Annotated in this window: 11 protein-coding genes; 2 read left to right on the forward strand and 9 right to left on the reverse strand. The window is 55.8% G+C overall.

What is annotated here, in order from left to right:
* Nucleotides 1-110: 110 nt before the first annotated feature.
* Entirely contained in the window at nt 111-2,066 is a 1,956-nt protein-coding gene (locus AC0TOF_RS20155) for a potassium transporter Kup (protein ID WP_122000462.1), read from the reverse strand.
* Nucleotides 2,067-2,435: 369 nt separating this feature from the next.
* Nucleotides 2,436-3,173, reverse strand: coding sequence for a pyridoxine 5'-phosphate synthase (locus AC0TOF_RS20160; protein WP_473769576.1), 738 nt, complete (start codon nt 3,171-3,173; stop codon nt 2,436-2,438).
* Nucleotides 3,174-3,486: 313 nt separating this feature from the next.
* Between AC0TOF_RS20160 and AC0TOF_RS20165 the strand changes: the two genes are divergently transcribed.
* The gene (locus AC0TOF_RS20165) at nt 3,487-3,885 is read left to right on the forward strand and encodes a SpoIIAA family protein (protein WP_122000460.1); all 399 of its coding nucleotides are present in this window, start codon (nt 3,487-3,489) and stop codon (nt 3,883-3,885) included.
* On the opposite strand, the gene AC0TOF_RS20170 is transcribed toward AC0TOF_RS20165, so the two are convergent.
* From AC0TOF_RS20170 to AC0TOF_RS20190, 5 genes are all read right to left on the reverse strand, one after another.
* Nucleotides 3,886-5,007 (reverse strand): ATP-dependent DNA helicase, encoded by a 1,122-nt coding sequence (locus AC0TOF_RS20170; protein WP_010659776.1) that lies wholly within the window; start codon nt 5,005-5,007, stop codon nt 3,886-3,888.
* 48 nt (nt 5,008-5,055) lie between these two features.
* The gene (locus tag AC0TOF_RS20175) at nt 5,056-6,024 is read right to left on the reverse strand and encodes a threo-3-hydroxy-L-aspartate ammonia-lyase (RefSeq protein ID WP_473769837.1); all 969 of its coding nucleotides are present in this window, start codon (nt 6,022-6,024) and stop codon (nt 5,056-5,058) included.
* Nucleotides 6,025-6,042: 18 nt separating this feature from the next.
* Complete coding sequence (locus tag AC0TOF_RS20180; protein ID WP_473769577.1) at nt 6,043-6,642, reverse strand: LysE family translocator; 600 nt, start codon at nt 6,640-6,642, stop codon at nt 6,043-6,045.
* Between the two features lie 105 nt (nt 6,643-6,747).
* Nucleotides 6,748-7,320, reverse strand: a complete 573-nt coding sequence (gene ilvN, locus AC0TOF_RS20185) for an acetolactate synthase small subunit (protein WP_122000458.1) — start codon at nt 7,318-7,320, stop codon at nt 6,748-6,750.
* 18 nt (nt 7,321-7,338) lie between these two features.
* A complete protein-coding gene (locus tag AC0TOF_RS20190; protein ID WP_122000457.1) occupies nt 7,339-9,162 on the reverse strand; it encodes an acetolactate synthase 3 large subunit in 1,824 nt (607 codons plus the stop codon).
* 311 nt (nt 9,163-9,473) lie between these two features.
* Between AC0TOF_RS20190 and AC0TOF_RS20195 the strand changes: the two genes are divergently transcribed.
* A complete protein-coding gene (locus AC0TOF_RS20195) occupies nt 9,474-11,351 on the forward strand; it encodes an ATP-binding protein (protein ID WP_473769578.1) in 1,878 nt (625 codons plus the stop codon).
* 8 nt (nt 11,352-11,359) lie between these two features.
* Here AC0TOF_RS20195 and AC0TOF_RS20200 read toward each other — a convergent pair whose 3' ends face one another.
* Nucleotides 11,360-12,151, reverse strand: a complete 792-nt coding sequence (locus AC0TOF_RS20200) for a GGDEF domain-containing protein (protein WP_473769579.1) — start codon at nt 12,149-12,151, stop codon at nt 11,360-11,362.
* Between the two features lie 59 nt (nt 12,152-12,210).
* Nucleotides 12,211-13,119 (reverse strand): tRNA (adenosine(37)-N6)-dimethylallyltransferase MiaA, encoded by a 909-nt coding sequence (gene miaA / locus AC0TOF_RS20205; RefSeq protein WP_473769580.1) that lies wholly within the window; start codon nt 13,117-13,119, stop codon nt 12,211-12,213.
* Between the last annotated feature and the right edge of the window lies 1 nt (nt 13,120).

A 13,120-nucleotide genomic window follows, 5' to 3' on the forward strand; every position in this document is an offset into this window, starting at 1 on the left:
AACTCGCACTCCCAATTTCGGTCCGCTGAACGCACTAAAAAACGCCCTCCAGATATTGGGGTCTGGAAAGCGTTTTTTAGACTTTCGGGGCCGACGTAAATTGTCCCAGGCTAAAGGTTTACCTGCGTTCCAATCTCGACGACACGACCGGTGGGAATCTGGAAATATTCCGTTGCGTCCGATGCCGTTCGAGCGAGCAGGATGAACAGCTTGTCCTGCCAGAGCGGCAGACCGGAGTGAGCGGACGCCTTGAGCGACCGGCGCGACAGGAAGAAGGACGTCGTCATGATATCGAATTTCCAGCCGAGCTTGCGACAGATACCCAATGCTCGTGGAATATTCGGCTGTTGCATATAACCGAAGGTGAGCGTTACCTGCATGAAGCGCTCATTGTATTGGGACACGCGTGCCCGATCGGCACTTGAAACCCATGGTTTCGAGGCCGTCACAACCGTCAATATGACGTTGTTTTCATGCAGAACCTTATAGTGCTTCAGGCTATGCATGAGTGCGGTCGGAGCGCTTTTCGGATCGCCCGTCAGAAACACGGCCGTACCCGGCACGATGGTCGGCGGACGCTTGGTCATCTGCTGAACGATGAGATCAAGCGGAACTTCGGCCTTGCGGGTCTTGTGAAAGAGGTGACGCGTTCCGCGTACCCAGGTCCACATGATGAGGACGAGCACCACTGCGATACCGATCGACGCCCACCCGCCTTCGTGAACCTTGATGATGTTCGCACTGAAGAACATTATATCGATGATGAGAAAACCCAGAATAATCGGCAAGGCGCGGCTAACCCGCCAATTCCAGATACGGGTCATCACGATATAGAGCAGAACCGTCGTGACCAGCATGTTGCCGGTGACGGCAATGCCATAAGCTGCCGCCAGATTGCTGGATTTTTCGAAGCCGAGCACCAGAATGACCACCGCCAGTCCCAGAAGCAGATTGACGCGCGGAATATAAATCTGGCCGTGCAGTTTTTCCGAGGTGTGCTGGATTTCGAGGCGCGGAAGAATGTTGAGCTGAACGGCCTGACGCGCCACGGAATACGCGCCTGTAATCACCGCCTGACTCGCGATTACAGTTGCAGCTGTTGCCAGCAAAACCATGGGCAAAAGCGCGAAACTTGGCATCATCTGGAAGAACGGCAGCGCAGCCGCTTCACCGTGAGAAAGAATGAACGCAGCCTGCCCGAAATAATTGAGAAGCAGGCTTGGAAACACAACCCATAACCATGCCCGCACGATCGGCTTGCGCCCAAAATGCCCGAGATCGGCATAAAGGGCTTCTGCACCGGTCATAGCGAGGAAGACAGCCCCCACCGTAATGAATGCGATGCCCGGACTAACCACCAGAAAGCGTACCGCGTAATAGGGATTAAGCGCCACCATTACCGTAGGGTCGTCGAAAATATGCCAAAGGCCGGACGCGGCCAGCGCCAGAAACCATAAGGCCATGATCGGTCCGAAAACGATGGCCACCTTGCCGGTGCCCAGTTTCTGGACCGAAAACAGTGTCACGAGAATAACGACAGTGATGGGAACCACGAACGGCGTGAGATCGGGTGCGACAATCTCAAGACCTTCCATCGCCGAAAGAACCGAAATTGCAGGCGTGATGACCGCGTCGCCGAAAAACAGCGCCGCTCCGCAAATGCCTGCGCCAAGGATCAGGTCGGGCCTGCCTTTCAGTGCACTTCTGACAAGAGCCATCAGCGAAAGAATTCCGCCTTCGCCATTATTATCGGCGCGCAGCACGAACAGGACATACTTGATCGTAACGATCAGCGTCAGCGCCCAGAAAATCAGCGAAACAACACCCAGAATGTCGCTACGGGCAAGAATACCGTCACTTGCCGCCGCATGGAGTGCCTCGCGAAAAGCGTAGATAGGGCTGGTGCCGATGTCACCATAGACGACGCCCAGCGCTCCGAGCACCAGCGTCTTCATGCCCTCGTTGTGATGCTCTGCGTCTTCAGCAAAAGCCGCGCTTTCAGGAACACCAACAGCAGGCATGGCGGCCTGTACCGGCGTGTCATTGCCATTTAGCTCACCGCTCATGCGCAGGCACCTCGCAACTTTCTGAAACGGTTTCGGCTGGCGTTAATGGGGGTAGATTTGAGATAATGAAGGTCTTCGCAAAAAGTTGCGGATTGCAGCATCGTGGCCGCATCTTTGCCCAAATCGCTTTTAATCATGGACGTTATGCCGATTGAGCGTAGCAATCTGCCCGAATGCAATAGTTGTAGAATTGCCTCGGCGCGGAAAGCGGACGTCGGAAAACTGCTTCAATGCTTCCCTCATACAATCCTGCGCGCCCCCAACGCATATAAATAGTGGCGGACGCCTAAAGCTTGTCTCGTCCGAATGCAAATGCGCTTTTTGCAAAGCTCCAATCCGAGCCATGCATTAAGCGCATTGACTGATGCATTATGCCAAGGCTGCGATGTAGCGGCTCACCGTCATCGGCATCCCATACATTAGTGCATCAGCTGTCAATCCATGCCCGATGGAAACTTCGCTCAACTGCGGGATACGTTTCACCAGCGCAGGCAGGTTGTCTACTGTCAGATCATGCCCCGCATTGATAGCTAGTCCCAACGTCGTAGCAACACTTGCAGCTTTTTCCAAACGATCCAGTTCACGCGCTGCAGCCGACGGGTCATCATAAGTTGCGCCATAGGGGCCGGTGTAGAGTTCCACGCGGTCCGCACCAATGGCCTTTGCCTGTTCGTAACCCAGAGGATCGGGATCGGCGAACAATGACACCCGCATTCCACCGGCTTTCAGGCGGGTCACGATCGGCGCCAGAAAATCAGCTTTCGACACGAAATCCCAGCCATGATCCGACGTCGCCTGTGTCGGGTCATCAGGCACAAGTGTCACCTGTTCCGGTTGGTGTTTCTCCACCAGATCAAGGAAGGCCTCGCTCGGAAAGCCTTCAATATTGAACTCGGCTTGCGGGAACTCGTCATCGATCAAAGCCCGTATATCACCGAGATCGGAAAACCGGATGTGCCGCTGATCGGGGCGCGGATGAACGGTCAATCCTGCCGCACCGGCAACCAGAGCGGCGCGCCCCAGACCGGTAACGCTTGGCCACGGCAGATCGCGCCGGTTTCGCAGCATTGCTATGGCATTGAGATTGACCGATAATTTCGCAGGCATTGGAGACTCCCGGATGAATATTCCGCTTTATAACGCCTGCTACGAAAAAATGTGAGTGTTTTGCCGTCGCACCGCAGCCACAATCCCCAATAGTGCAATTGCTTGTAACAAATTGGGTTTGCAGAGTTTTTCCAGTTCACATCAATTTGCGACGTGACGCAACCTTTGCTGTTGCTTTGGCGTTTAGAGCGCATCCCGAAAAGTGTGAAACGGTTTTCGGATAAGATGCGCGCCAACAACAATGGGTTAGTGCGCCGATCTGATTCATCAGATCGAAACGCGCTCTAAGTCTGATCAATGATGGAGGTCCATAATGCGAAACGAAGACATACCCGTCATTCGCCGCATTCCAACAAACCGGGACGACGTTTTCGCTTTTGCTATCGAAGGCCATCTTGACGATGCCTCGCTGGAGAACCTTTACGGGCTTCTTGATGCTGCTTACGAAACACACGACGAAATCGATCTGCTGATCCGCCTCACTGGCTATGAAGGATTCGACTGGACCGCTGCGTTCTCGGAGAGCATGTTGTCCATGCGTGCCAAATCGCTCAAAAAGCTTCGCCGCTATGCTATCGTCGGCGGCCCCCTGTGGATACAGGCCAGCATAACTCTCATGCAGCCGTTCCTCTCGATAGAACTCCGGGCGTTTGAAGCGGACGAAGAAGAAGAGGCTTGGATATGGCTCGGTGCGAGACCAACCGAAGAATGACTATTTTACGATGGTCAGACGTTCGGCGGCGCGCGTAATGGCCGTATAAAGCCAGCGCTCACGCGTATCGCGAAACGCAAAACTCTCATCAAAAAGCACCACTTCGTCCCATTGGGAACCCTGCGCTTTATGAACGGTCAGGGCGTAGCCATAATCGAAATCGTCATAGCGCTTTTTGGTCTGCCACGGAATTTCGCTGTCGGGATCTTCGAACTGCGCCTTCAACAGCTTGATCTTCGCAACCCCGCGGTCATCGTCCTCGGGCGTTACGAGCAGATTGATGCCGGGTTTCACGGTTTCCTTGGATGATGTCATCACCTTCCAGAGCGATCCGTTCAGAAGCCCCTTGGCAGGATCGTTGCGGAGGCACACCAGCTTGTCGCCAGCCTGCGGATAATCCGCGGTAAAGCCCTTCAACTCCCGCAGGCGCTGATTGTAGCGACGCCGGGTCCGATTGGTCCCGACCAGCACCTGATCGGCAGCCAGCACCATTTCCTGATTGACATCACCCTTGCCGATAACCTTCGCAGCGCCGTGGTCGCCATAGGGAAGCTCACGACCTTCGCGCACGTCAAGCGCCATGCGGATGATCGGATTGTCCTGTGCCTGACGATGAATCTCGGTCAGGAGATAATCCGGCTCGTGTTCCGTGAAAAACCCGCCACCGGAAATTGGAGGCAACTGTCCCGGATCGCCAAGGACAAGGATAGGCGTTCCGAAACTCATCAGGTCCCGCCCAAGCGCCTCATCGACCATGGAACATTCGTCCACCACGATCATAGCTGCTTTGGCGACCGGACTCTGCCGGTTAAGCGAGAAGGTCGGCGCGATGGAAGTCTTGCCGGTCGTTTCGTCCTCAATCGCTTCTTCGCCACGCGGGCGATAGATCAGTGAATGAAGCGTGCGGGCATTGCTGGCGCCTTTCGAGCGCAGCACCTGTGCTGCCTTGCCGGTAAAGGCAGCAAACTGCACGTCGCCATCCACATGCTCGGCAAAATAGCGGGCGAGCGTCGTCTTGCCCGTACCCGCATAGCCGAACAATCTGAAAATGGGGCTGCGGCCGTCTTTGAGCCATTGCCCGACCGCTTTCAGCGCCTGATCCTGTTCCGGTGAAAACTGCATGGCTCCTTCAGACAGGATTCGCCGCCTGAAAACAAGATCAAACCGTGATCAAACGCCTTTGCTCACCAAAGTTGCAAACCTGTCGAGATCGACATTGCCGCCGCTGACGATTACGCCCACCCGCTTGCCTTGCAGCCCCGACGCCATCTGCCGCGCCCCGGCAAAGGCGAGACAGCCGGTTGGCTCCACGACCATTTTCATCCGGCTGGCGAAGAATTTCATGCCTTGCACGAGTTCATCATCGCTGACGGCCACGATATCGCGAACAGTGTCGCGAATGATGGCAAAGGTCATGTCCCCCAGCGCCTGCGTCTGAGCACCATCCGCCAGCGTCTTTGGCACATTGATGTGGACTATCTTGCCGGAGCGCAAAGATTGCTGACCGTCATTTCCAGCCTCCGGTTCTACGCCGTAAACATCGCAAGCAGGCGATAGGGCTTTCGCGGCCAGTGCCGAACCTGCAAGCAGGCCACCGCCGCCCAGGCAGACAAACAATGCGTCGAGAGGACCGGTTTCTTCGATCAATTCCTTGGCAGCAGTCCCCTGACCGGCGATGATATCAGGATGATTGAACGGCGGAATGAGGGTCAGCCCGCCCTCCTCCGCCAGTCGGTTTGAAATCGCATCGCGATCTTCTTCATAACGGTTATAGGTCACGACCTTCGCGCCATAGCCTCGCGTCGCTTCAAGCTTGGCGCGCGGTGCATCCTCGGGCATGATGATGGTCGCGCCGATGCCAAGTAATTTCGCTGCAAGCGCTATTGCCTGGGCGTGATTGCCGGACGAAAAAGCCAACACGCCCCGCGCCTTCTGCTCGTCCGTAAACCGCGACAGAGCATTGAAAGCGCCGCGAAACTTGAACGCGCCGATGCGCTGAAAATTCTCGCATTTGAAGAAGAACTGCGCACCGGTTTCACGGTCGATGGTTGACGATGTGAACACCGGCGTATGGTGTGCGTAGCCTTCGATCTGCTTTGCAGCCGAAACCACGTCATCGTAAGTTGGAAGCTTGTTCATCATTCGCCTCTTCATTCTTTATTTCAGCATCGGCCAAAGGCTCAAGACGAGCAGCAAGGCCATGATTAGATTGAACCATTTCAACCGAACGGGATCGGAAAGCCAGTTCCGCAACAATGTGCCAAATCCCGCCCAGACCGAAACGCTCGGCAAATTCACAATCGCGAAGGCAGCGCTGACCAGAAGTACCGCGACATAATAGTTGTCATGATTGGCGTAGGTGGCAATTCCTGTGATCGCCATCACCCAGGCTTTTGGATTGACCCATTGAAACGCCGCTGCCTGCAAGAACGTCATGGGTTCAGCCTTGTCCCGATGTTTTGCCTCCCCAATGGAACGCGACATGGCAATTTTCCATGCGAGGTAAAGCATATAGGCGCCACCGGCGAATTTCAGTGCGGTATAGAATGACGGTACCGTTTCGATCAAAGCGCCAAGGCCGAAACCAACGGCCAGCAGCAATACAAAAAAGCCGACACCGATCCCCAGCATATGCGGAATGGTGCGGCGGAAGCCGAAATTCACGCCCGACGCCAGAAGCATCAGATTGTTTGGTCCCGGTGTAACGGATGAGACGAAGGCGAAGACGAGAAGCGCCAGAAAAATTTCGATAGACATAAGATGGCCCCGATTTATAGGGACAAATTAGCTCAATAAAAAACCGGCACAATCGAAACATTGTGCCGGTTTTCGTCGATATTGTATCGATTTTGATCGGAAGCCTTACATGCCTTCCGGGCCGCGGTTCATGGCCGCAACACCCGTGCGACAGGTCTCAACCAGACCCAGCGGTTTCATGATCGAGATGAACTGATCGATCTTGGCGGGCTTCCCGGTAATCTCCAGGATGAAATGATCGGTCGTCGCATCGACCACCTTTGCCTTGAACGCATCGGCAAGACGAAGCGTCTCGGCCCTCGCCTCACCTTTGCCGGCGACTTTCACCAGAGCGAGTTCACGCTCGACAGGACGGTCGTGACCGAGTTCGAAAGCACGATGGCTGAGATCGACAACACGATGCACCGGCACAATGCGGGCCAACTGGTGGCGTATCTGATCCAGCACATGCGGGGTGCCGCGCGTTACGATCGTAATGCGCGACAGGTGCTTTTCATGCTCGGTTTCCGAAACCGTCAGGCTTTCGATATTGTAACCACGCCCGGAAAAAAGGCCGATCACGCGGGCAAGGACACCCGGTTCGTTGTCGACAAGAACGGCGAGTGTATGCGTTTCCGGGGTCTGGGTTTCGGCTGCAATGAAATAGGCCGATCCGGAAGCTAGGTTCTGTGCATTCATGATTGTCTTTCCTCCGGATCAGACGAGCGCGCGGCCCTTGGCATCAATAGCATTGGCAACGGCTTCATCCGTTGCTTCATCAGGCAACAGCATTTCATTATGCGCCTTGCCCGACGGGATCATCGGGAAGCAGTTGGCGAGATTTGCCACCCGGCAGTCGAAGATGACCGGCTTGTCGATATCGATCATTTCCTGAATGGCGGCGTCGAGATCACCCGGCTTTTCGCAGCGGATACCATGCGCGCCATAGGCTTCGGCCAGCTTCACGAAATCCGGCATCGCCTCTGTATAGGAGTGCGACAGACGGTTGCCATGCAGAAGCTGCTGCCACTGGCGCACCATACCCATATATTGATTGTTCAGGATGAAGATTTTGATCGGCGCATTATGCTGGATGGCTGCCGACATTTCCTGAATGCACATCTGGATCGAGGCATCGCCCGCAATATCGATAACCAGCGCATCAGGGTGCGCAATCTGTACGCCGAGCGCCGCCGGCAGACCATAACCCATAGTGCCAAGACCGCCCGAGGTCAGCCAGCGGTTCGGTTCCTCAAAACCATAGAACTGCGCAGCCCACATCTGATGCTGCCCAACTTCCGTAGTGATGTAGGTCTTGCGATCCTTGGTCAGTTCATAAAGCCGCTGAATGGCATATTGCGGCATGATGACGTCCTTGTTCGGCGCATAGGCGAGCGAATTGCGGGCGCGCCAGCGATCGATCTGCTCCCACCAGGCACCGATTGCCTGCTTTTCCGGCTTCCTTTCAGAAGCACGGAACTGACGAACGATGTCTTCCAGAACATGGGCAACGTCGCCGATGATCGGCACGTCCACGCGAACATTCTTGTTGATCGAAGATGGATCGATATCGATGTGGATCTTCTTCGAGTTGGGCGAAAATGCATTCAGTCGCCCGGTGATACGGTCGTCGAAACGAGCGCCGACGCACAGCATGACATCGCAATCATGCATGGTCATGTTGGCTTCATAGGTGCCGTGCATACCGAGCATGCCGAGCCAGTTCTTACCCGATGCCGGATAAGCGCCCAGTCCCATCAGCGTGGACGTGATAGGGAAATTGCCGATCTCGACCAGCTCGCGCAGCAGACGGGAAGCTGCCGGGCCGGAATTGATCACGCCGCCGCCGGAATAGATGACGGGCTTCTTCGCATTGACGAGCAGACGAACGGCATCCGAAATTGCCTGCGCATTGCCGTCGAGAACCGGACGGTAGCTGGTGCGCGGCGCAGTTTCCGGCGGCGTATAAATGCCCTTGGCGAACTGGATATCCTTCGGAATGTCAACGACGACGGGACCGGGACGACCGGTGGATGCGACATGGAAGGCTTCGTGAAGGATGCGCGCCAGATCGTTGACGTCCTTTACGAGCCAATTGTGCTTTGTGCAGGGGCGCGTGATGCCGATCGTATCGCATTCCTGAAATGCGTCGGAGCCGATCAGGGTCGTCGGAACCTGACCCGAAATGCAAACCAGGGGAATGGAGTCCATCAGGGCGTCCTGAAGCGGCGTGACCGCGTTGGTCGCACCCGGACCGGATGTGACAAGCATCACCCCAACCTTGCCGGTCGAACGCGCATAGCCTTCCGCCGCATGCCCGGCGCCCTGCTCGTGACGCACCAGAACGTGCTGAACCTTGTCCTGCTGGAAAAGCTCGTCATAGATCGGAAGCACAGCCCCGCCGGGATAACCGAAGATGCTCTCTACGCCCTGATCGATCAGGGCCTGTATGACCATTTCCGCGCCCGTCATTTCGCGCGGATTGCTCGCTTCCTGCGTTTCTGCGGCGTTTGCGTCCGCCTCACGTTTACCTGCAGTCATTGTTCTCTTCCCGTCTGCATTTCATTTCTGATTTGGATAATAAAAAAGGCCCCCGAGGGAGCCTGTCTTTCGCGCATGGGAGCTTTCGCCGGATGGTTACACCATCCTGCCCATGCGCGCCCGTACCACAAGAATAATAATCGTGTTCATGGTGGCGGACACTAATAGCCGGATTTGGCGTCGTCAACGCATAAATACATCGCCTGCGATATTTTCTTAAGATTCACCCGCCTCAACGATAACTTTATTTCAACGGAAGGAACCTATCCTCACCCAAACCGTCTGGTGAAAATTGGGGCAGAGTGGGCGACATGAGCGAAATCGGAGACAATTCCGAACCGCGGGAACAAGGCGCATATGTTCAGCGCAACCGCACGGAAGGCTATGTCATCCAGTGCGATGGCGAAGGCGCCATTGTCTCGGCGCTGTCCGGCCCCTCCTCCGCAGCATCCGATGATTATTGGGCTGTAGGCCAGCTGATATCCATCCGGGCGGGCAAGAACCGTGTCGTGGGGCTTATCCGCAACGTGCTCGTTCCCGGCGATGTATGGATACGCGGCGGTGACAACACGCTCCATGTCCATGTGGAGTTTCTGGGCGAGGTCCGCGTACAGCCGAATGGACAAACCACGTTCAATGGCGGCATCTCACAGTTCCCTCACCCCGGCGCTGTCGCTCACCGCATCCGGGCCACCGATCTTGCTGCCATTTATGCTCAGACCGGACATAGCAGCGTTTCCATCGGCACATTGACACAGGACGCAACTGTTCCGGCTCATATTTCAGTCGACGACCTTATTTCCCGGCATTTCGCCATCGTTGGCACGACGGGCGTCGGCAAATCGAGCGCAGTCATGCTGCTTCTGCGCCGCATTGTCGCCGAAAAGCCCAATCTGCGTGTACTCATCCTTGACCCACACAACGAGTTCGCGAGTGCATTTCCCGATCTCGCAGTAGCTGTCGATCAGACGAATATCGAGCTGCCGTTCTGGATGCTGCGGCTTGATGAATTTGCAGACGTTATCTTCCGTGGACGGGCACCGGACCCGATGGAACTCGACATATTGCGCGATCTGGTCCAGCTTGCGCGTGAAAAAATGCAAGGCGCGGAGACCGTATCCGCGAAAACCTTGCGGCGACAGCTGGCCGATCGGCAGAGCGTCAGTGCCGATACACCCGTTGCCTATCGCCTCCCCGATCTGATCGCGCTCATCGACCAGCGCATGGGACTTCTCGACAGCAAGGCGGAACGACCCTATCTGCGAAGCCTCAAGGCCCGTCTGGAATCGATTTCCGCCGATCCTCGCTTCCGCTTCATGTTCGCCGTGACTGGCGGACCTGAGACCATGCGGCACGCCATCGGCCGTATTTTTCGCATACCGCAAAACGGCAAGCCCATCTGCACATTCCAGCTTGCGGGATTGCCGTCCGAGGTTGTCAACGCCGTGGCGTCGGTCTTGTGCCGACTGGCATTCGATATCGCTCTTTCAAGCGAGGGCAGCCTGCAGACGCTGGTGATCTGTGAGGAAGCCCACCGTTACATTCCGTCCGACCGCGATGCCGGCTTCTGGCCCACACGGCAGGCGATAGCGCGAATTGCGAAGGAAGGCCGAAAATACGGTTCCTACCTTGGGGTCATCAGCCAACGCCCCGGCGAACTTGACGCGACTATCCTGTCCCAGTGCAACTCCATTTTCGCAATGCGGCTTGGCAATGAACGCGATCAGGAAATTATCAGAGGTGCGATCCGCAGCGGCGCGCAAAGCATGGCTGGTTTCCTGTCATCAATCGCCAATCGCGAGGCCATAGCCTTCGGTGAAGCCTTCTCCACACCGATGCGCCTTACATTTGAGACTATCCCCTCCCATCAGCTTCCAGGACGCAGCAAAAGCGAAAGCGCTCTTTCCAGCTGGCGCAACGACGGCAAGATATCGCTTGATCGTATCGTCGAAAAGCTGCGCGCCTTTGAAAGCAGTTCCCAGCCAGAACCGGCGGACCGGCTCACGGACGAGGACAATCTGTGGGGTAGCCCTGTTTCGACCACTCATCGCGACCACACATCGATTGATGATGAATTTCACCGGCCATCGCCTTTGAAGCCGCAAATTCCCCTCAGTCTCGACACGAAGCAAAGCATTGAAAAGATGGGAGAACTGGTGCGCAGTTTTCGTAAGGACCGGGAGCGCTAGCCAGAACCTCAGGCGCACACGCGGTTGCGTCCCATGTTCTTTGCTGCATAGAGCATCTTGTCTGCGCGACGATAGAGATCCTTCGAGGTCTCACGCCGATCCCATATCGCAAGTCCGATACTGACGGTAATTTGGAGCTTTTCATCGCCAAGGTCGATCTCAAGCGTCGATATGGCCTTGCGAATTCGATTGGCAAGTTTGATCATCAATTCCGCGTCCATGTTCGGCGCAAGGACTGCGAATTCTTCGCCGCCAAGCCGGGCTACAACATCGTGATACCGGGTATAATCCCTAAGACACCGCGCCACCTCCTGCAGCACGATGTCACCAATGTCATGCCCGTAAGTATCATTCACGGTCTTGAAGTGATCGAGATCGATAATCATCAATCCGACAGGACGCTGTATACGGTCGAACTGGACCAGATATTCCTTTAGTGCTTCATCGAAGTAACGTCGGTTCTGCATGCCCGTCAGGCTGTCCGTCAACGCGGCATGTTCAAGGGTCTGAGACCGCGCGGAAAGATCCTGCGTGATGACCTGCAGCTTGCCGCGATCCAGCGCATCGCTTCTTATTTGAGGATAGATCAGCAACAGCCCGCAGGCGAGGGTCGCAACCAGCACCCAGATCGTAACGTAGTTCAGCTGGTCAAGCCTTGAAACCAGATCAAAGCCATTCGCATCAAGAGACAGTGCCTGCAATTGTCCGATCTCGACACGGGCTTGATAAAGCAACAACCCGATACCGAACATCAAGACAATCAAAATGAAAAATGCCCGCTCCGATCTGTTAAACCGCATAGTCCGCGCCCGCCTCTCCTGTTTCAGAGAGTGCCAGCGAGTTATTTCGTTGTCGTTAATTAAGCGGGAACATCGTTAGAATTTGCATATACAGACCAGCGTTCATCCAGCTGATTTCGAAACCAGGTCGATTGACGCTTTGCGTATTGCCGGGTCGCAATGACCGAACGTTCAATAGCGTCTTCCCGCGACATCGTACCTTGCAGGAATGCAGTGATTTCACGCACACCGATTGCCTTCATGGCAGGCAAAGCAGGGTCAAGATCAAGCGCCAGCAACGCCTTTACCTCGTCAATCGCACCATTGTCCCACATCAGGGCAAATCGCTTCGCGATGCGTTCGGAAAGCCACGCCCGATCGGGCGCTAATACGATTTTGCGCGCAGTGTCGTCATCCAACAGCGCCTGCCCCTTTTCCTGCTGCCATGCGAGTAGAGACTTTCCAGTGCCTTCGAACACCTCCAGCGCCCGAACAATCCGCTGGCTATCCGAAGACTGAAGGCTCGCAGCCATATCTGGATCGCGCTCGCTGAGAATCCGGTGAAGGGCATTCGCCCCATCCGCCTCCATCCGGCCTCGCCAATAGGCGCGAACTTCGCCCGGCACCCCCGGCATTTGCGACAATCCACCGAGCAGTGCCCGGAAATAAAGCCCCGTGCCGCCGACAAAGATCGGAGTCCGCCCCTTCATCTGGGGCTGCGATAGCAGGCTGGCTACATCGTCCAGCCATCGTCCGGTTGAATAGCTGATCGACGGCGCAACATGTCCATAGAGATGGTGTTCGGCTGCATCCAGATCAGCCTTGCCCGGCCGGGCAGTCAAAAGATCGAGTACATCGTAGACCTGCATGGAATCGGTGTTCACGATGAAGCCGCCGGTTTCCTGCGCCATGCGAACCGCAAGTGCCGACTTGCCGCTGGCCGTCGGGCCAGCTATCAGGATTGCATTCGTGACCGCATCCTCACTCATC

The organism is Ochrobactrum sp. PL_is501, assembly GCF_055816895.1.

Bases quoted from the DNA above. Each gene is read 5' to 3' on its own strand.
- AC0TOF_RS20190 (WP_122000457.1), bottom strand. From the start codon at position 9,162: ATGACTGCAGGTAAACGTGAGGCGGACGCAAACGCCGCAGAAACGCAG.
- AC0TOF_RS20165 (WP_122000460.1), top strand. From the start codon at position 3,487: ATGCGAAACGAAGACATACCCGTCATTCGCCGCATTCCAACAAACCGG.
- AC0TOF_RS20180 (WP_473769577.1), bottom strand. From the start codon at position 6,642: ATGTCTATCGAAATTTTTCTGGCGCTTCTCGTCTTCGCCTTCGTCTCA.
- miaA (WP_473769580.1), bottom strand. From the start codon at position 13,119: ATGAGTGAGGATGCGGTCACGAATGCAATCCTGATAGCTGGCCCGACG.
- AC0TOF_RS20155 (WP_122000462.1), bottom strand. From the start codon at position 2,066: ATGAGCGGTGAGCTAAATGGCAATGACACGCCGGTACAGGCCGCCATG.
- AC0TOF_RS20175 (WP_473769837.1), bottom strand. From the start codon at position 6,024: ATGAACAAGCTTCCAACTTACGATGACGTGGTTTCGGCTGCAAAGCAG.
- ilvN (WP_122000458.1), bottom strand. From the start codon at position 7,320: ATGAATGCACAGAACCTAGCTTCCGGATCGGCCTATTTCATTGCAGCC.
- AC0TOF_RS20200 (WP_473769579.1), bottom strand. From the start codon at position 12,151: ATGCGGTTTAACAGATCGGAGCGGGCATTTTTCATTTTGATTGTCTTG.
- AC0TOF_RS20160 (WP_473769576.1), bottom strand. From the start codon at position 3,173: ATGCCTGCGAAATTATCGGTCAATCTCAATGCCATAGCAATGCTGCGA.
- AC0TOF_RS20170 (WP_010659776.1), bottom strand. From the start codon at position 5,007: ATGCAGTTTTCACCGGAACAGGATCAGGCGCTGAAAGCGGTCGGGCAA.
- AC0TOF_RS20195 (WP_473769578.1), top strand. From the start codon at position 9,474: ATGAGCGAAATCGGAGACAATTCCGAACCGCGGGAACAAGGCGCATAT.